The following is a 17,634-nucleotide window of genomic DNA, read 5'->3' as shown; positions in this document are numbered from 1 at the left end:
GGTCAGCCTTTCCTCATGGTGGGCATGCCCAAGGACTGCGGAGCCGGCCCGCAGCAGTCGTCGCCGGCCGGGTCCTGCTCCGCGTGCGGAACCGCGCAGCAGGGGTCCCCGCGCCACGCGCTGACGCCTTCACGGACGGCGATTGCCGCAATGACCAGTGCTGCCCCGGCGTCCGCCCACCACCAGCCCAAGGCGCTGTTCAGGACCAGGCCAACCAGCAGCACGGCGGAGAGGTAGGTGCACAGCAGGGTCTGCTTCGAATCGGCCACTGCCGTCCGGGAGCCGAGTTCGCGGCCGGCACGGCGCTGGGCCCAGGACAGGACGGGCATGACGGCCAGGCTCAGGGCCGCGATGACGATGCCGGGAACCGAGTGCTGCGCTTCTCCCGCGCCTGCCAGCGAGCGGACGGCGTCCACGGCAACGAACGCGGCAAGGGCAAAGAAGGACACGGCGATGATCCGCAGCGTCAGGTGCTCGCGCCGCTCCGGGTCCTTGGCGGAGAACTGCCAGGACAACGCCAGTGCGGACGCCACCTCGATCACCGAGTCCAGCCCGAAGCCGATCAGGGCCGAGGAGTCGGCCACCCCGCCCGCCCACAGCGCCACGGCGGCCTCGATGACGTTGTAGGTGATGGTGGCCGCTGCAAAGAGCCGGATCCGGCGGCTGAGGACCCGCCGGCGTTCCGTGCCGGGCATGTGGAGTGCTGTCATCGCGCCACGTTCCCGTCGGGGCCGCAGCAGGTGGGGTCCACGGCCAGGACCACGTTGATCAGGTCCGTGATGGCGTGGCCGATCCGGGCATCCGCGAGCTCGTAGCGTGTGCGCCGGCCGTCCGGAACAGCAACCACCAAGCCGCAGCCGCGCAGGCACGCCAGGTGGTTGGACATGCTCTGCCGTGACACGCCGAGGCTGTCCGCCAGGTCCGAGGGGTACGAGGCTGCCCCGGAAAGCGCCAGGAGGACACGGGCGCGGGTTGGGTCTGAGACCGCGTAGCCGAACCGGGCCAGCACGGGAGCCTGCGTGAGGGTTTGCATGATCCCAAAGTACATAGCTGGCTGTATTCAGGCAACTGTGTACTTTGGGGACTGCGACGGTCCCCGGGTTGCTAGTAGCCGGAGGTGTTGGTGGCCTGGCAGGTCTGGTCGCTTCCGGTCTGCGCCACCACGCTCCCGGAATCAGCTGACGACGGCGGTGTGGCGGGCTTGGTGCCCGTCACGAAGTCGGTGCCGGCAGAGAGCTGCACGCCCTGGATGTTGGCCACCTGCTGGACGCTGCCGGCCGGCAGGCCGAACAGTGCGGCGACGTCCGCTGCCACGTCTTCATACCCGGCGCTGTAGTAGACCATGGTCTGGGTGCGGACGGTGGCCTGGAGCTTGGTCACCTTGGTGAAGCCGGCGTCGGCCAACAGGCCGGCGATGGCAGTGCTTCGGGCCGTCACGCCGGTGCCGTTGGCAACGGATACCGGCTGCAGCGCCTTGTCGTAGGCGGGTGCCGCGGGTGTCGCGGGTGCCTGGGTGGGGGCGGCGGTGGCCGGCTGGCTCAGGTCCGGATTGCTGCGCAGTGCAGCGAAGAAGTTGGCGGCCGCCGGCTCGTCCAGGGCCAGCCTGTTGGGGTCCTGCGGTGCCGGGACGGTGGGAGTGGTGATGAAGTTGACGCTCGCCGGATCGATGTTCTTCAGCCGGTTGGCGATGGTCAGCAGCGACGGCACGGAGGACAGCCCCGAATCCACGGTCAGGTTCTTGGTGACCGTATCAGCGATGGTCAGTACCTTTTGCGGGTTGCTGAGTGTTCCCTCGGACTTGAGTTTGCGGGTCAGCGAGGCCAGGAATCCCTGCTGGGCCTTGATCCGGCCCAGGTCCCCGCCGTTGGCGAAACCATGCCGGGTGCGCAGGAACGCCAGCGCCTGTTCACCCTGCACCTGGGAGGTGCCGGCGGGCAGGTGCAGCCCGGAATCGGGATCGTCCACGGCGTCGCTGACACATACGTCCACGCCGCCCACCGCGTTGGACAGTTCCTTGACGGCGTTGAAATCGGCCATCATGAAGTGGTCGATCTCCAGGCCGGTGAGCTTGTTCACGGTGTCCACTGCGCAGCCGATTCCAGCCTGCTTCATGGCGCTGTTGATCATGGCGCCCTGCTGTGCGGGATACTTCTGGCCGGTCTTCGGGTCCGTGCAGGCCGGGATGTTCACCAGGAGGTCGCGGGGAAAGCTCACCACGTTGACGTGTTTGTTGTCCGCCGAGATGTCCAGCAGCATCATTACGTCGGACTGTCCGTAGCCGGAGGAATCGTCCGCGCTGCCGTACTCGCTGTTGTTCCCGCTCCGGGTGTCCGAGCCCAGCACCAGGATCTGCATCCGGTCCGTGCTGTCATTGACCGCACCTTCGGTGCGTTCGCCACCGGCGGTCAGCGCCGCGGTGCTGATGTTGGACTGCAGGCGCCAGGCCCAGTAGCCGCCGAACGCCAGGACGCCGAGGAGGAGCACGGAGACGACGGCGACCACAGCCTTGACCCAGCGCGGGGCACGGCGGCGGGGCCTGCTGTGGCGGGAACTGGCGGCGTACAGCTCGCCTTGGCCCGGATAGGCAACGGGAGTGGAGCCTTCCTGTTCCGGGCCGGGAGATTTTCTGGAACCGAACACGACGAAATGACCTTCGGGAGGGGACAGGTTTCCGCTACCCTACAGGGCCAAGCTGGCAATTTCCCCAGAATGCCGGTTTCCCGGCCGCGCCGGTGCGGTCCCCGGGCGGCGGGGGCGTACTCTTTTTTCTCGGCGGTACCCGCCCCGGAGATGGGCCCGGCCGTGGAGGAAGCCCGGGGTGCAGGCTGAGGAACGGACAGATGGATACAGCTCAAAAACAACGCAGCGCGGCCCGCCCTGGCCGGCCCGGATGGGGACGATTTACTCTCTGGCTGGAGGATGACTCGCCGGGTCGCCTCCGGCCGCTGATCCTGGCCGTGGTCCTCACGCTCTCGGCGATCGGGCTCGTGGAGGTGGCGTCGGCGTCGTCCGTGGAATCCGTGGCGGCAGGAAACAATCCGTACGATCTCCCCCTCAAGCAGGCCATGTGGACCGTTGCAGGCGTGGTGATCATGCTGCTTCTGGCCCGGATGCCCGTGCGGCGGATCCGGCGCCTGGGCTGGCCCATGCTGATCGGGTCACTGGCAGCGCTGGTCCTGGTGTTCACGCCGCTGGGCATGTCCGTGAACGGCAACCGGAACTGGCTGAGCGTAGGCGGATTCACCGCCCAGCCCTCCGAGTTCGCCAAGCTGGCGCTGATTGTCTGGGCCGCGGCCATCCTGGACCGGAAACAGGCCCTGCTGGCGAACTGGAAACATGCGGTGGTACCGCTGGGCCCCGCCGGCGGGCTGATCATGATCATCGTGGCGTTGGGGCACGACCTCGGCACCACCATGATCATCATGTTGATCCTTGCCGCCACCATGTTCTACGGCGGGGTTCGGATGAAGGTGTTCTCCGTGGCCGGCCTGATCTGCGTTGTGGCCGCCCTGGTCCTCGCGGCAACCAGCGGCAACAGGATGGGCCGGATCTCGTCCTGGCTGGGCATGGGTTCGGACGAGGACGCCCAGGGCATGGGTTACCAGGCGCAGCACGGCGCATACGCGCTTGCCTCCGGCGGCTGGTTCGGAGTGGGCCTGGGGCAGAGCCGGCAGAAATGGAATTGGATCCCGGAAGCCCACAACGACTTCATCTTCTCCATCCTGGGCGAAGAACTTGGGCTGGCCGGCACCCTCTTGGTCCTCGGGCTGTTCGCGATCCTTGCCATCACGGTCTTCAAGACGATTGCCCGCACCACGGACACCTTCTCGCGGATCGTTGCCTGCAGCGTGATCACCTGGATCCTGGGGCAGGCGGTGATCAACATCGCCATGGTGAGCGGGTTGCTGCCGGTCATCGGTGTCCCGCTGCCGTTCATCTCCTACGGCGGCTCGGCCATGGTCTCTTCCCTGGCTGGCATCGGGGTGATCCTGGCCGTGACCCGGCCGGAACATCCGGACAGCAAGTCCCCGGCCAAAGCTGCCGCCCCGGCGAAGCGGGTGAGGGAACACGAATACCAGCGGTAGCGCCGGGAGGGCCGTTCCGGGAACGCCAATGACGGCTGTCCGCTTCATTGTGGCCTTCGGGATCGTCAGTGCCCTGATGGACATGGTGTACGAGGGCGCGCGGAGCGTCACCGGGCCCTACCTGGGCGCCCTGGGTGCCTCGGCCCTCCTCGTCAGCGTGGTCACGGGGGCGGGTGAAGCCGTCGCCCTGGTCCTCCGCCTGCTGTTCGGGCGCCTCGCGGACCGGCCGGCACTGCGTTGGTCCCTTGCCATCTCCGGCTATGCCCTCACGGCGTTGTCCGTGCCGCTCCTGGGCATCAGCAATGCACTGTGGATCGCCTGCCTCCTGGTCCTGGCCGAACGGCTGGGCAAGGCCGTGCGGAGCCCTGCCAAAGACACCATGCTGGCTGAGGCCGGTTCCGCCTTGGGCCAGGGCAAGGCCTTTGCGCTGCACGAAGCGCTGGACCAGGTGGGAGCACTGCTGGGGCCCCTCCTGGTGGGGGCGGCGCTCGCCCTGACGGGAAGCTACGGGCCGGGATTCCTGCTGCTGGCCATCCCCGGACTGGCGGCCATGCTGTTGCTGTTCTGGCTGAAGAACAAGGTGCCGGACCCGGCCGCCTACGAGACCGTCCCGGGCCAGCCGCCCGCGGAACCCGCCACCCCGCAGGCCGATGCCCGTCCTGGGGCTCCACCCGCACCGCCCGGCAGGGCTGCCCCGTTGCCCCGGCAGTACTGGATTTACGCCGCGTTCAGCAGCCTCACCATGTTTGGCTACGCCACGTTCGGGCTTCTTTCGTTCCACCTGGTGCAGGCCGGACTGCTTCCGCCCGCGCTGGTCCCGGTCCTCTACGCGGTGGCCATGGGAGTTGACGCCGTCGCGGCCCTGGCCTCCGGGTGGCTCTTTGACCGGGTGGGCCTGAAAGTCCTCGTGGTCCTGCCGGTGCTGGCCGCAGCAGTCCCGTGGCTTGGCTTTAGCAACAACACAGTGCTCGCGGTGGCGGGGGTGCTGGTGTGGGGAGCGGCCATGGGGGTCCAGGAAAGCACCATGCGGGCCGGCGTCGCGGGGCTGGCACCCGCAGCCCGGCGGGGGAGTGCATACGGGATGTTCACTGCCTGTTACGGCCTTGCCTGGCTGGCGGGAAGCTTCCTCATCGGCCTGCTCTATGAACAATCAATTCCGGCCTTGGCGGTGACCATCACCGGGGTGCAGGCAGTGGCCCTGGTGATCTTCGTCGTCGTCCGTCCGCACGCCGGCAGGCCATAAGCCGGCCGGAGGAGGCGCCGAAGGGACTCAGGCGACGGCACTCTCAATCTCGGGGCACTCACTGCAACGGACCTCCGCAACCAGCGAGCCGGCGTCGTCCTTTCGGAAGTGCGTGACGTGCTTAGTGGCCCTGCCGCAGGTGGGGCAGTAGCTCTGGCTTTGTTTTGTCCACATGCATGAATAATACGGAACGCCCCGCCAAAGGGAAGATCGGGGAACCGAACTATGTGGATGCCCGCAGCTGATTTTCATCAGATCTTGACCAAACCTGCTGGCGATCCTTCGGGAAACGCTGAGACTCGGCGCGTAGCTTGGGCTCATCAGGCAGTTTCAGTGGCATGGACGGAGCGCAGGGCAATGACCATTACAGATTACTTCGTGGCTCTCGGCGGCATGTTGGCTTCCCTCGGAGCTGCCGGGCTCGTCGCGGCCGGGCTCATCCGGGCGCGGGCGCGCCACTAACCCCTCCGGGTACCGGTATGCCGCTGCCCTTCCGGTAGTCCTCAGGCAAACGCCGGGGGCTCAAACCGGGTGGCGCCGCTGGGCATGGTGCTGAGGATGCTGTCCGCAACGCTGCGGACCTTGAGGTTGCGGTGCCGCGACGCCCCGGCGAGCTTGCTGAAGGCCTCGGGGTAGGAACAGCGGTTTTGTGCCATCAGCACACCGCAGGCCACATCAATGGAGGTCCTGCTCTCCAGCACCTGCTTCAGGTTGTCCCCGGAGCGGATGACGCCGTGGACGTCCAAGGCCAGCTTCAGGCTCTGTGAGGCCACCCCGGCAAACCAGGCCGCCTCGTTGGTGATCCGGGTGATGAAGGCGTAGTTGCCGTGGGCCAGGAACACCAGGGCTCCCGACGATCCGGGCCGCAGTTCGAGGGGGAGGGCCAATGCCGCTCCGTATCCGCCGTCCAGCAACCGGTGACGGTACGCCTGCCAGCGCGCGGCGGAGCCCGTGGGGTTGACCACCACGGGCGCTGACAACCCCACGCCCAGCGCCGTGGGCCCGTCTCCGTGTTCCTCCTCGGCCGCCGCGAAGCGGGCTGCTCCCGGTGTGCTGCCGGCACCGGCGGCGTAGGTTCGCTGCCTGTGCAGCACGGCGCCGCACTCGATCGTTGAGCCGGCCGTCGTACTGAGCCACCTGGCCGCTGCGTCGGCGAGCGTCTGCAGGGAGCCGGCGTCGTCCTCGGTACCTGTTATCAGGTCCAGCAGGAACCCTTGCCGTTCGGGTCCCCTGTTATGCGCCGGGCCAACCGCCACCCCGCACCCCCATTCAAGTCGTACCCAGTGGCATCGGCCGCCGCAGGTTTCCTTGCAATTTATTGGGTGGCCAGGGCGGGTGCACGAGTAGCCGGTACTCTACTTTTTCCGGCGGCCGGCGCAGGTACTTGCCCGAGCTCTTCGGGGGCCGGGCCGGCGGATGGGCTACGATAGATTCGTTAGACAGTCAAGCAAGTAGGATATCGAAGGAATTCGCATGACCCCGCATGGTGCAAGCGAAGGCTACTCGTACCCCACCCTGGAAGACACAGAGCCCAGGGCCGTTGATGTGATCAACGCCCTCCGGGAGTTCCGCACATCCGAAACCGCCATGCGCCGGCGTACCCGCTCGTCGCCCGCCATGGGGGAGACCGATCTCCTGGCCCTGCGGTACCTCATTGACGCAGAAGCCGCCGGCGTGGGCGTACGCCCCACGGAACTGGCAGGCCGGCTGGGAATCACCTCGGCCTCCATGACCACGCTCGTGGACCGGCTGGTTGCCAGCGGCCATGTAACGCGTGAACGCCACCCGTCGGACCGCCGCGCCATCATTCTCCGGCCCGCACCCGGAGCCGACGAGGAAGTCCGGCATAACCTCAACCAAATGCATAAGCGCATGCTCGAGGCCGCCGAGTCCCTGTCGCCGGAGGAAATCAAAGCGGTGATGCACTTCCTGATGCGCATGCGCGAGGCGGTGGACGCCGTCAACATGGCTCCGCACATTGGATCCCGGTAGACAACGAAGTAATCCTAGTTAGACTAGCTACATTGTTAGTGAACTATCGGATGGTGGATCGAATGACTGCAGTACTTGAACCTCAGGCGGCCGGGCACTCGATCCCGGTGACGATAGACACCGAGACTCCCGCCCGGCCCGCGGAAAGCGTGGCGCTGGACATCACGGCACCCGCGGCCCCCATGCATTGCGGCGTGGAAATGACGGCCTCCCCGGTCCCCATTGCTTCCCTCGGCTGGGCTCCACTTGAGCTCGGCTCCTCCGAATGGTCATGTGCCTGCGGGTACAGGCTGGATAGCGAACCTGCCGGAGATCCACTGGAAGCGGTCCGGCTGGCCTCCGCGCGGGTGGAAAGCATCCAGTGGGAGCTGGATGCCGCGCAGGAGGGGTTTGCCAACGCCGTGCGCGGCGCCTCCCGGCTGGGTGCCGCGCCGGACGCCCTGAGCGACGCGGCGGGCCTGACCCAGATGGAACTCCGGGAGTTCCTCGCCGGCAGCGACCGGCTGCTGTAGGTCCAGGAGCTGTTCGACCCGAAACTCCCGGAAGAAAGCCATGACGTCACGAAGTGCAGCCACCCGTCTGTTCGGGTGCAGCTGCACTTCGTTGGTTAAAGCGGGAGAGGAAAATGTGGCCGGCCGGCTCTGGCCCGATCAGGGGGCGCGGCGAGCGGCCGGGACGGGCTATGCGGCCTGGCGGGCAGGCGTCGCGGAACGATGCCGCCGGTCAGCCAGCACGCTGATGGTGCAGGGTGCCTGGCCGGGATCGATCTTGGCCGGCAGGTGCCTGGACCGGGCTGCGGAACGGAGCATTTCCAGCGCATCCTCGTCCACCCAGGCGCTGGAGATATCAAGCTCCAGGTCCAGGCCCCCTTTGAGGGAGTTGGCACGCTTGGCCACGACATAGAGTGCGTTAATGCTGTGGATGGTGATATGCCCCTTTGCAATCACCTGGGCCTTGCTGTGGTCCAGGTCAATCCGGACCACGATATTAAGCTTCGAATTCACGTTGTAAAGCCTTCCCCGGCATTGGCTGCGACGCTGCAGCTTCTTGCATGGCCTGTTTGCTTAAGCCTCAACCAGAGTAGGGACAGAATGTGATGTGCGCAACACCGCGGCCTTTATGACATCGAAGCGAACGTTGGCCCTCCCGCTCTGATCCGTGATGTGATCAAGGCACGCCCAGTAGCACCGCCTCCGAAGGACATCCCATGAGCAAAGAACAGCTGATCATTATCGGTTCCGGCCCGTCCGGCTACACCGCCGCCATCTACGCCGCCCGCGCCGGACTGAACCCGCTGGTCCTGGCCGGCTCCGTCACGGCCGGCGGTGCCCTGATGAACACCACCGAAGTGGAGAATTTCCCCGGTTTCCCGGGCGGCATCCAGGGCCCGGAGCTGATGGACGGCCTGCAGCAGCAGGCGGAAAAGTTCGGCGCCCGCATCGAATACGACGACGCCACCTCCGTTGAGCTCAAAGGCCCCGTCAAGCGCGTGGTCACCGGCGGCGGGGAGACGTACGAGGCGCAGGCGGTCATCCTCGCCACCGGCTCCGCCTATAAGGAACTCGGCCTGCCGGAGGAGAAGAAGTTCAGCGGCCACGGCGTCTCCTGGTGCGCCACCTGCGATGGGTTCTTCTTCCGCGACCAGGACATCATCGTCGTGGGCGGCGGCGACTCCGCCATGGAGGAAGCAACTTTCCTGACCCGCTTCGGCAAGACCGTCACTGTGGTGGTCCGCAAGGGCGAACTGCGGGCCTCCCGCATCATGGCGCAGCGGGCCAAGGACAACCCCAAGATCCGGTTCGCCTGGAACTCCGCGGTCAGCGCCATCCACGGCGACGGCAAGGTCACCGGCGTGACCCTCACGGATACCCGCACCGGCGAAACCCGGCACCAGGATGCCACCGGCATCTTCGTGGCCATCGGGCACCTGCCGCGGACCGAACTCGTGGCCGGCCAAGTGGATCTGGACGAGGAGGGCTACATCAAAGTGGATGCCCCCACCACCTGCACCAACCTCACCGGAGTCTTCGCCTGCGGCGATGCCGTTGACCACCGGTACCGGCAGGCCATCACTGCGGCCGGCACCGGCTGCGCGGCGGCCCTGGACGCGGAACGCTTCCTGGCAGCCTTGGAGGACGCAGCCAGCATCGCGACCGCGCTGGTGGAGGAACCGACGCACAACTGAGGCAGTCCGGCGGCGGGCCCCCGGGGTCAGACCACTTCGGGGAGCCTGCCCGTTAATACAGAGACCGGAGCGGCAGACCAGCGCTCGCGTTCGGGCTCGTAGGAGATCACCATCGACGCGTCGTTCTCGCGAGCCTCGTCGATGGCGAGCAGCAGGGCATCCTCCATGTGCCGGGCATACTCCAGGCGCTCCGGCAGGGAACCCTGCAGGCCGGCGTCGTCAATCAGCACGTGGCCCTTGCCGTCCACAATGACCTTCAGTGAATACCCGCGGTCCTCGTGCAAGGACCCCCGGGTGGACGCAATCTCGGTGACCCGGTCTGCCCGGACCAACCCGTTGCCCAGAGTGCGAACCCACACTTCACCCATGAAATGACCTCCCCTTGGCGGTGGGCACGAATCAGCGCCCCATAAGGCGAACGCTACTCCTCGCCGGCCCTTTTGTGACCCCTGTATTTTTACCGCCGGGACGCACGCCGGCGGGGGGACCTTCGGCACTTTCGGCATGCGGTGGGGCCGGGGGAGGGTGGTGCCATGGCGGACCGGACTTCCACCGGCGGGAGCGGCAACATTGGCTCCGCAGTGGTCAATGCCCTGCTCCTGTACGGGATCAACATCTGGCCCGGGTGGCAGGTGTTGCCCTTCCTCACCTCCGGCATGGTCCGCGTCCTTGACCTGATCAACGCGTCCATGATCGCCGGCATCGTGGTGGGCGTGGTCTGCGTCCTGATCCGTGCCCGGGCCCTTTGGGCCGTGGGAAACCTGGTGGCGCTGGGCTTCGGCCTGGCCGCCACCGTCCGCGTCTGGGAGGTCTTCCCCTTCGACTTCACCGGCGGCTGGACCGGCTGGCCGGTGCTGGTGCGGGTGCTCCTGGTGATCGCCATGGCGGGCTCGGTCATTGGGGCCGTGGCGGAGCTGGTCAACCTGGTCCGGGCGTTGGCGGGCATCGAGCCCCGGCCCAGGAAACGTTAGGGGCCCGGGGCGCTGCCACACCCCGTCCTTCGCGTCACGGCCCTGATGCGTTGGCGGCGGCCCTAGGATAAATCTGATGACTTCCCCGGATGACGCCCAGCCCTTCAACCTGCGCAGTATTGCGGTCGCCGCGTTCGGTCCCACGCTGCTCTTCGGAATCGGCCAGGGTGCCATCCTCCCGGTGGTGGCATTGTCGGCCCGCGAGCTGGGCGCATCAGTGGCCGTGGCAGCCCTCATCGTGACCCTCATCGGCCTGGGCTCCTGGTTCTTCAACCTGCCCGCGTCCCTGGTGACCCTGCGCTTCGGAGAGCGCTGGTCCATCGTGGGCGCCGCCGTCGCCGCCGGCCTGGCACTCGCCGCCGCCGCCACCTCCGCGCTGGCCCCGAACGGACTCTGGCTGCTGGCCGTGGCGATGACCGTCGTCGGGATGTCCGGTGCGGTGTTCGGCCTGGCCCGGCAGAAATACCTCACCGAGGCCGTGCCCGTGGCGTTCCGTGCCAGGGCGCTGTCCACCTTGGGCGGGGTGAACCGTATCGGAGTGTTCATCGGCCCCTTTGCGGGCGCGGCCGTGATGCAGTTCTTCGGCATCGCCGGCGCGTACTGGGTGGGCGTGGTGGCCATGGCCTCGGCAGCCCTGCTGTCCCTCACCATCCCGGACCTGGCCGTGCCGGACGCCCCGCCGGGCGGGGACGGCGCCACCCAGCCCACGCTCCGGAGCGTCGCGGTTTCGCACGCGGGCGTATTCCTCTCGCTGGGTGTGGGCATCCTGCTGCTCAGTGCGTTGCGGTCCTCCCGGCAGGTGGTGATCCCGCTCTGGGCCGACCATCTGGGCATGGACGCCACCTCCGCGTCCCTGATCTACGGCCTCTCCGGTGCGATCGACATGATGGTGTTCTATCCCGCCGGCAAACTGATGGACCGCAAAGGCCGGCAATGGGTGGCCATCCCCTCCACGTTGCTCATGGGAACCGCACTGCTGTTGATCCCGCTCACCGGATCCTTCACGGGACTGCTGCTGGCTGCGCTGCTGATCGGCTTCGGCAACGGCATCAGCTCCGGGCTGGTGATGACCCTGGGAGCGGACTTCTCGCCGGATCGCGGCCGCGGCCAGTTCCTGGGCCTCTGGCGGTTTATGGCGGACGCCGGGTCCACCGGCGGCCCGGTGCTCCTCTCCGGGGTGACGGCACTGGCCTCCCTGGGTCCGGGGATCTCAGCCACGGGCATCCTGGGGTTCGCGGCGGCGGCCGTGTTCGGCGTCGTCTTGCCCCGCCTCAAGCATCGCCGGAACTACTGACGCCGGCAGGCTATTCTCGACACATGACCGACCCCGGCGCGAGCGCCCGCATCAGCCCCCTGCACAAAGCCGTGTGGTGGGCCCAGGACTATGCCTATGCCACCGGCTGGCAGGTCAGGGGGTTCCTCTCCCGCGTGCAGCCGGCCTCCTTCCGGACGGGCACCCTGCAGCCCGTGGTGATCATCCCCGGCGTCTATGAAAACTGGCAGTTCATGATGCCGCTCATCCGGGCCATCCATGATGCCGGGCATCCCGTTCACGTGGTCACTGTGCTGCAGCGCAACAAACTCAAGGTCCCGGACGCCGCCAGGCTGGTGGCCCAGCATCTGGAGGAGGCGGGCCTGCACAACGCCATCCTGGTGGCCCACAGCAAAGGCGGGCTGATCGGCAAATACACCATGCTGTCCCTGGATCCCGAGCACCGGATCGACCGGATGATTGCCGTGTGCGCACCATTCTCCGGTTCCCGCTACGCCCGGTACATGCTGCTGCCCAGCCTGCGGATCTTCTCACCGCGCAACGCGTTAACCCTGCAGATGGCGCGCGAGCAGACCATCAACAGCCGCATCACGTCCCTGTACGGCCCGTTCGACCCGCACATCCCGGAGGGCAGCGTGCTCCCCGGCGCCACCAATATCGAGTTGCCGGTGGCCGGGCACTTCCGGATCCTTGGCGACCCCGGGACCGCGAGGATCATTGTGGAGCAGTTGAGCCTTCCGGCCTGACCGCATCCGGTGCTGCAGTTGATGATCCCGCGGCTGCCGCCGGTGCCGCGGCTGCCGCGATCCTGCCGGCGATGAATTCCGCGTCGCGGCCCACGCCGTGGACCATGGAGGAGGCCAGCGAATGCTGGAAGGTGGCGCCGAGGAAGTAGAGTCCGGGCTGGCTGGTGGCCACGCCCCGGTCTTGGGCAGGCTGGCCGTCCGCGCCCATCACGGGCAGGTGGATCCAGTCCAGGTCCGGAGTGAATCCGGTACACCAGATGACGTTGGCCACTTCCAGCGTCCTCCCGCCAGCCAACAGCGGAAGGCCGTCTTTGGTGCCTTCCGTCCTGGCAACGCGTACGACGCCGGCGCGCACCAGGTCCCGGTTCTTCACCCTGACCAGTGGCCCGCTGTGCGAGAGGACCCGGGGCCGGGCCTTCCGGCCGGCGGGCGTGCCGAGCGTGAGGATATGGGAGAAGGCAAAGAAGACGGCCAGCGTCAGCGGGCGGGCGGCGGCGGCGTCGACGCGCCAGGGGATTTCGCCCGGATGGCGGCCGGACAGGTAAGTGGTGCGGGTGGAAGCAAGTTCCAGGGCGATGTCCGCGCCTGAATTGCCGGCGCCGACCACCAGGACCGGTCCCGGCGCGAGGTCACGGGGGCTCCGGTAGCTCCCTGCTGTGAGCTGCCGGATGGCCGGGCTGAGCTGCCCGGCGAAAGCGGGAATTCGGGGTTTCCGGTCCCAGCCGGAGGCGACCACCACGTTGTCGGCTTCGAACCGCCGGCCGCCGGCGTCAATGACGAAGGCGTGGCTGTCGTGGCGGAGGCCGGTGACCCGGACATTGTGCCGGACCGGCAACCCGAACTCTTCACCGTAGCGGCCCAGGTAATCGGCGAACTCTTCGCGGGAGGGGAAGGACCATTGCGGTGCGGGGAACCGGCTGCCTGGCAGGGCGTCGTACCGGGCCGGGGTAAAGAGCCTGAGGGAGTCCCAGCGGGCGCGCCAGCTGTCACCGGCCGCCGCATGTTCATCCAGGATCACAAACGGCCGGTTGAGGCGGGCAAGGTGGTAGCCCATGGCCAGGCCTGCCTGGCCGCCGCCGATGACCACGGTGGTGAAGCGCTCCGACATGGTGTCCTGCCCTTCCGTCCGTGCCGCTCCGCTGCGGTCCCGGGCTTCCTGCTACAATTCATCCGAATGATGTTCGGATGAATTAAGGCTAGGCCCGGCGATGAGTGAAGTCAATGCCCAGGCACGCCGCTACAACTCCCCGTTGCGGAGGGAACAAGCGGCGGCAACCCGGGACGCGGTGCTCTCCGCTGCCCGGGACCTGTTCGTGGGCGAGGGGTACCGGTCCGCCACCGTTGCGGCCATCGCCCGGCGGGCGGGTGTCGCCGTCGACACGGTTTACGCCACGATCGGGCGGAAGCCGGACCTCCTGCGCGGGGTGGTGGAGGCGGCGATCTCGGGGACCGGCCAGGCCGTCCCGGCCGAGCGCCGGGACTACGTGATCCGCATACGCGAGGCGACGCGGGCGGCCGAGAAGATCTCCCTGTACGCCCAGGCCCTGGCACACATCCAGCCCCGGCTGGCGCCGGTGTACGAGGCGCTCCGTGATGCGGCCGGCACCGATCCGGACTGCGGCGCGCTCTGGCGGGAGATCTCGGACCGGCGCGCGGCCAACATGCGCCAATTCATCGCGGACCTCGCCACGACAGGGGAGCTCCGCACCGACCTGCCGGCCGCGGAACTCGCCGACGCTGTATGGAGCATGAACGGGCCGGAGTACTGGGGGCTGCTGGTGGGCCAGCGCGGCTGGGATCCGGAACGGTTCGCCGGGTGGTTGGGCGATGCCTGGTGCCGGCTGCTGCTGGACCGGTCCTGAGCCGGGGCTGCGACTATAACCGCAGGTCAAGCAGCAGTTGAAATTTCAAATACCTTGAGCATTTGTTGACTCTTTACCCCCTCGCTTCCTGAGCTTGGCCCTGCAAAGTAGTTCCCAGCTAGTCAAAACGAACACCACAAAGTCTGAGGGGACACCATGAAGAACAGCACTCTGGTCAAGGGAACTGCCGCTATCGCCGTTGGCGCCGCGCTGCTGCTGGGCGGCGGGGGCACCCTGGCCAACTGGAACGCAGAAGCAACCGCCGCTCCCGGCACCATCGTTTCCGGCGACCTGAACGTCGTCAAGGCCGTCAACGGCGTCTGGAAAGACCGTACCGGCACCGTCATTCCCGACATCTCCGCTTACAAGGTTGTCCCGGGCGACAAGCTCACGTTCACCCAGGACCTGACCGTGACCCTGGTGGGCAACAAGATGGCCGCCAACGTCACCACCACCGGCATCAGCGCCACCAACGGCTTCACCCCGGCCAACGTCTCGGTCAGTGCTCCCGCGCTCACCGTGGGCAGCACCGCCGTCGCAAACCCCCTGGTTCCAACGGGATCGGACCAGACGGTCACCGCAACCATCACCTTCGAATTCCTGTCCACCACCACCGGCCGCGCGGACACCACCAAGAGCTACAACTTCAACAACGTGGCCTTCCAGCTGACCCAGGTCACCCAGCCCGGCCTCTCCTAGCCTGACGTGGCCGGGTGGCCCCAGGGCCACCCGGCCGGCAGTACCAGGAAACAGGACCAGGAGGAAGCCACATGCGCATCACGCGCTCACTGAAGGCAGCGGCATTGATCGCCGCTGCCGTGGTCCTGGGCCTGTTCACCGTGCAGGGAACTTTTGCCCTCTGGAACGCGTCCGCGGTGGCCGCTCCCGGAACCGTGTCTGCGGCCTCGTTCGATGTGGCGCTGACGGCGGTCAACTCCGGCGCCACCACGAACATGACCCTGGCCAACGAGGCCGCGGCGAACCTGGCATTGTCTCCAGCCGGCACGCTCGGGCCAGGTAGCCCGGTCTCCGGGGGAGTGGTGGTCACCAACAACACCAACGCCGGCGGCCAGTTCAACACCGCCACCACGGTGGGCCAGCCAACAGTGGCCAACACCGGCGGGGGCACGCTGGCCTCCTACATCATCGTGAGCGCGAAGACCGCCGTTTCCTCCACAGAATGCAGCTCCAGCACCGGCTACGCGCAGATCGGCGCCAGCGGCCTTGCCTCGCCCACGGTGGGCAAAGGCGGGTCCACCATCTTCTGCTTCCAGGTCAGCCTCGCCCCCGGCGCCCCGTCAACAGTGAAAGGACAAGCAGTGACCATCTCCCTTCCACTCACCGCGCGTCAACTCTGCGGGGTGCCCAGTGGCTGCTGACCTGACCGAACGCCTTCTCGGCGGAGACACCGAACCCGTCACTCCGGCAGCCGAGCCAAAGCCGGCACGCCGGCGCAAAGGCGCCTGGGCCGCCGTCGGACGCATTCTGAGCATGGCGGCGATGCTCGTGGCGCTGTTCGCCGCCATTGTCCTGATCGTGGTGCCGGTGGCGACCGGATCGCAGACCTACACCGTGCTGACCAAGTCCATGGCGCAGCACTACCCGCCCGGCACCTTCATGGTGATGAAACCGGTGCCGTTCAACGAACTCAAGTACGGCGACGTCATCACCTTCCAGCTGTACTCGGGCCGCCCCGACGTGGAAACGCACCGGATTGTCGGGTTTGGTTCCACCCAGTCCGGGGAGAAGACGCTCATCACCAAGGGCGACAACAACGGGGCCAACGATCCCGAGCCCATCCGGGCCATCCAGGTCAAAGGCAAGCTGTTCTACGCCGTCCCGTATGTCGGTTTCGTGGCCAACTTCCTGGGCAATTCGGACCGGGAAATGTGGACGGTCATCGCGGCTGTGGCACTGATCGGCTACGGCTCCATCACGGTCTACAAGTCCGTTCGCAAGGCCCGCAAGCACGATGACCCAGCTGCCGAGGCCGCCTGAATGCCGCGGCTGAGGAGCATTCCAGGAGCCACGTTCGCCGTGGGGGCATTTTTGCTCACAGTGCTGCTGGGCGCCGGCGCCGGCACGGCGTCGGCCCTCTGGCAGCAAAGCGCGACGGCAAGCATGGCCGTCACGGCGTCCGGCACCTGGCCGACGCCGGTCCTGCCCACCCCTGCCTGCACCGCCGGGGACACCGCCAACAAGACCATCCAGCTGAGCTATTCCGGATTGTCCGAGGTACCAACAAAGTTCACCGTTTCTGCGGCCGGGTCCAACGGGACGTACGGATCCAGCCTGGACTTCGCGGGATCCGGCGGGACATCCGGGAGCTTCGTGGTTTCGGGTGATTCCGTGGTCTTTTCCCAGGTCAGTTCCGTCACCGCAACCGTGCGGGTGGTTGCCACGTTTGCCAGCGGGGCGCAGTCCACCGCATCGGTCAAGGTCACCCTGGACATCGGCACCGGAAACAGGAAGGTCTACTGCGCCTGACCACCGCCAGCCCGGCGGAAGAGGGCGCCGCTGCAGCCCCCCTTGCAGCGGCGCTCCCTCCCGCCGGGCTGGCCTGGCGGCAGCGACCGTTCGTGGCGACCCGGAGCCGCCCGGACGCCCCCGATATGTGGGACGCGCAAGGGAGACGGCGCCGCGAAAAGGGGTTTGCGCGTCGGTAGACTGCGGTCATGTCATCCCGAATCAGTGAACTTGTCCTGAATTGCGCCGACCCCGAACTGCTTGCGCCGTTCTGGTGTGGAGTCCTTGGCTACGTCGAGCTGGACCGTGAGGAGGGCTCGATCGAAATCGGTCCGGCGGCCGGTTTCGGCGGCCTTCAGCCCACCATCATCTTCAGCCCCAGCAGCAACCCGCGCGTGGGGCGGCTGCCGCTGCACATCGACATCAACCCGGTGGACCGGGACCAGGATGCCGAACTGGAACGATTGCTGGCACTGGGAGCGCGGCCGGCCGACGTCGGCCAGACCGGCCGGGAGCAGTGGCACGTCCTGCAGGACCCGGAGGGCAACGAGTTCTGCCTCCTTCGCAGGCGGCTCGAACCCTGAGCCTGGCCGGCCCCGGATACTGGAGTGCCTGGGGGCGCCCACTTCAAGACGCCACCAGGCACTAGCAACTATCGACGGCGGCGCTCAAGTTACCCGGAGTAAATTCCGCAAGGTTCGGTCAAGAGTTTCCGGCTGCGGGCCGGACCTCCAGGCGCCGACATAAAATGGGCAGCCGACTTCGGTGCCGGCGCGTCCCGTTCAGGTACTAGGACCCTTTACCGGCGTGC

21 protein-coding genes are annotated in these 17,634 nt (G+C 67.3%); 14 read left to right on the top strand and 7 right to left on the bottom strand.

The features are described from left to right. Window positions 1–2 precede the first annotated feature (2 nt). The 3 genes from C563_RS0103350 to C563_RS0103340 form a co-directional block, all read right to left on the bottom strand. Entirely contained in the window at window positions 3–710 is a 708-nt protein-coding gene (locus tag C563_RS0103350; RefSeq protein WP_018760619.1) for a cation transporter, read from the bottom strand. Beyond that, window positions 707–1,033, bottom strand: coding sequence for an ArsR/SmtB family transcription factor (locus C563_RS0103345; protein ID WP_026264332.1), 327 nt, complete (start codon window positions 1,031–1,033; stop codon window positions 707–709). The genes C563_RS0103350 and C563_RS0103345 overlap by 4 nt, the downstream gene beginning before the upstream one ends. A 71-nt stretch (window positions 1,034–1,104) precedes the next feature. Further along, entirely contained in the window at window positions 1,105–2,640 is a 1,536-nt protein-coding gene (locus C563_RS0103340; RefSeq protein ID WP_018760617.1) for an LCP family protein, read from the bottom strand. A gap of 200 nt (window positions 2,641–2,840) precedes the next feature. On the opposite strand from C563_RS0103340, the gene ftsW reads away from it, so the two are divergent. Next, the gene (ftsW, locus tag C563_RS0103335) at window positions 2,841–4,085 is read left to right on the top strand and encodes a putative lipid II flippase FtsW (protein ID WP_231369823.1); all 1,245 of its coding nucleotides are present in this window, start codon (window positions 2,841–2,843) and stop codon (window positions 4,083–4,085) included. A gap of 28 nt (window positions 4,086–4,113) precedes the next feature. Further along, window positions 4,114–5,328, top strand: a complete 1,215-nt coding sequence (locus tag C563_RS0103330) for an MFS transporter (protein ID WP_018760615.1) — start codon at window positions 4,114–4,116, stop codon at window positions 5,326–5,328. A 503-nt stretch (window positions 5,329–5,831) separates the two neighbouring features. Here C563_RS0103330 and C563_RS0103320 read toward each other — a convergent pair. Continuing rightward, on the bottom strand, window positions 5,832–6,584 hold the full coding sequence (locus C563_RS0103320; protein ID WP_018760613.1) for an ANTAR domain-containing protein: 753 nt from the start codon (window positions 6,582–6,584) through the stop codon (window positions 5,832–5,834). Between the two features lie 217 nt (window positions 6,585–6,801). Between C563_RS0103320 and C563_RS0103315 the strand changes: the two genes are divergently transcribed. Together C563_RS0103315 and C563_RS0103310 are read left to right on the top strand one after the other, a co-directional pair. Continuing rightward, window positions 6,802–7,320 carry a MarR family winged helix-turn-helix transcriptional regulator gene (locus C563_RS0103315; protein ID WP_018760612.1) on the top strand — a complete coding sequence of 173 codons (519 nt, stop codon included), beginning with the start codon at window positions 6,802–6,804 and terminating at the stop codon, window positions 7,318–7,320. A 62-nt stretch (window positions 7,321–7,382) separates the two neighbouring features. Continuing rightward, window positions 7,383–7,832 carry a hypothetical protein gene (locus tag C563_RS0103310; RefSeq protein WP_231369822.1) on the top strand — a complete coding sequence of 150 codons (450 nt, stop codon included), beginning with the start codon at window positions 7,383–7,385 and terminating at the stop codon, window positions 7,830–7,832. Window positions 7,833–8,000: 168 nt separating this feature from the next. Here the strand turns inward: C563_RS0103310 and C563_RS0103305 are convergent, their stop codons facing one another. Then, a complete protein-coding gene (locus C563_RS0103305) occupies window positions 8,001–8,324 on the bottom strand; it encodes a hypothetical protein (protein WP_018760610.1) in 324 nt (107 codons plus the stop codon). A gap of 203 nt (window positions 8,325–8,527) precedes the next feature. Between C563_RS0103305 and trxB the strand changes: the two genes are divergently transcribed. Beyond that, window positions 8,528–9,505, top strand: coding sequence for a thioredoxin-disulfide reductase (gene trxB / locus C563_RS0103300; protein WP_018760609.1), 978 nt, complete (start codon window positions 8,528–8,530; stop codon window positions 9,503–9,505). Window positions 9,506–9,531: 26 nt separating this feature from the next. On the opposite strand, the gene C563_RS0103295 is transcribed toward trxB, so the two are convergent. Then, window positions 9,532–9,873, bottom strand: coding sequence for a hypothetical protein (locus C563_RS0103295; RefSeq protein WP_018760608.1), 342 nt, complete (start codon window positions 9,871–9,873; stop codon window positions 9,532–9,534). Between the two features lie 165 nt (window positions 9,874–10,038). Here C563_RS0103295 and C563_RS0103290 point away from each other — a divergent pair, with 165 nt between their 5' ends. The 3 genes from C563_RS0103290 (at window position 10,039) to C563_RS0103280 (ending at window position 12,495) form a co-directional block, all read left to right on the top strand. Next, window positions 10,039–10,476 (top strand): hypothetical protein, encoded by a 438-nt coding sequence (locus C563_RS0103290; RefSeq protein WP_018760607.1) that lies wholly within the window; start codon window positions 10,039–10,041, stop codon window positions 10,474–10,476. Window positions 10,477–10,552: 76 nt separating this feature from the next. Further along, a complete protein-coding gene (locus tag C563_RS0103285; protein ID WP_018760606.1) occupies window positions 10,553–11,770 on the top strand; it encodes an MFS transporter in 1,218 nt (405 codons plus the stop codon). 23 nt (window positions 11,771–11,793) lie between these two features. Then, entirely contained in the window at window positions 11,794–12,495 is a 702-nt protein-coding gene (locus C563_RS0103280; protein ID WP_018760605.1) for an esterase/lipase family protein, read from the top strand. On the opposite strand, the gene C563_RS20805 is transcribed toward C563_RS0103280, so the two are convergent. Next, window positions 12,464–13,603 (bottom strand): flavin-containing monooxygenase, encoded by a 1,140-nt coding sequence (locus C563_RS20805; protein WP_018760604.1) that lies wholly within the window; start codon window positions 13,601–13,603, stop codon window positions 12,464–12,466. The genes C563_RS0103280 and C563_RS20805 overlap by 32 nt on opposite strands. A gap of 100 nt (window positions 13,604–13,703) precedes the next feature. On the opposite strand from C563_RS20805, the gene C563_RS0103270 reads away from it, so the two are divergent. From C563_RS0103270 to C563_RS0103245, 6 genes are all read left to right on the top strand, one after another. Continuing rightward, complete coding sequence (locus tag C563_RS0103270) at window positions 13,704–14,357, top strand: TetR/AcrR family transcriptional regulator (RefSeq protein ID WP_018760603.1); 654 nt, start codon at window positions 13,704–13,706, stop codon at window positions 14,355–14,357. A gap of 156 nt (window positions 14,358–14,513) precedes the next feature. Continuing rightward, window positions 14,514–15,056 carry an alternate-type signal peptide domain-containing protein gene (locus tag C563_RS0103265; RefSeq protein WP_018760602.1) on the top strand — a complete coding sequence of 181 codons (543 nt, stop codon included), beginning with the start codon at window positions 14,514–14,516 and terminating at the stop codon, window positions 15,054–15,056. Between the two features lie 71 nt (window positions 15,057–15,127). Beyond that, window positions 15,128–15,736, top strand: coding sequence for a hypothetical protein (locus C563_RS0103260; RefSeq protein ID WP_018760601.1), 609 nt, complete (start codon window positions 15,128–15,130; stop codon window positions 15,734–15,736). Then, on the top strand, window positions 15,726–16,355 hold the full coding sequence (locus C563_RS0103255; protein WP_018760600.1) for a signal peptidase I: 630 nt from the start codon (window positions 15,726–15,728) through the stop codon (window positions 16,353–16,355). The genes C563_RS0103260 and C563_RS0103255 overlap by 11 nt, the downstream gene beginning before the upstream one ends. A gap of 39 nt (window positions 16,356–16,394) precedes the next feature. Next, window positions 16,395–16,844 carry a hypothetical protein gene (locus tag C563_RS0103250; protein WP_155845075.1) on the top strand — a complete coding sequence of 150 codons (450 nt, stop codon included), beginning with the start codon at window positions 16,395–16,397 and terminating at the stop codon, window positions 16,842–16,844. Window positions 16,845–17,032: 188 nt separating this feature from the next. Continuing rightward, window positions 17,033–17,407 (top strand): VOC family protein, encoded by a 375-nt coding sequence (locus C563_RS0103245; protein WP_018760598.1) that lies wholly within the window; start codon window positions 17,033–17,035, stop codon window positions 17,405–17,407. The last annotated feature ends 227 nt before the right edge of the window (window positions 17,408–17,634 follow it).

Origin of the sequence: Arthrobacter sp. 135MFCol5.1 (assembly GCF_000374865.1) — a bacterium.
In the GTDB taxonomy this organism is placed as follows: domain Bacteria; phylum Actinomycetota; class Actinomycetes; order Actinomycetales; family Micrococcaceae; genus Arthrobacter.
The sequence above is the reverse complement of the archived record's forward strand: the minus strand, read 5'-3'. Positions and strand labels throughout refer to the sequence as shown.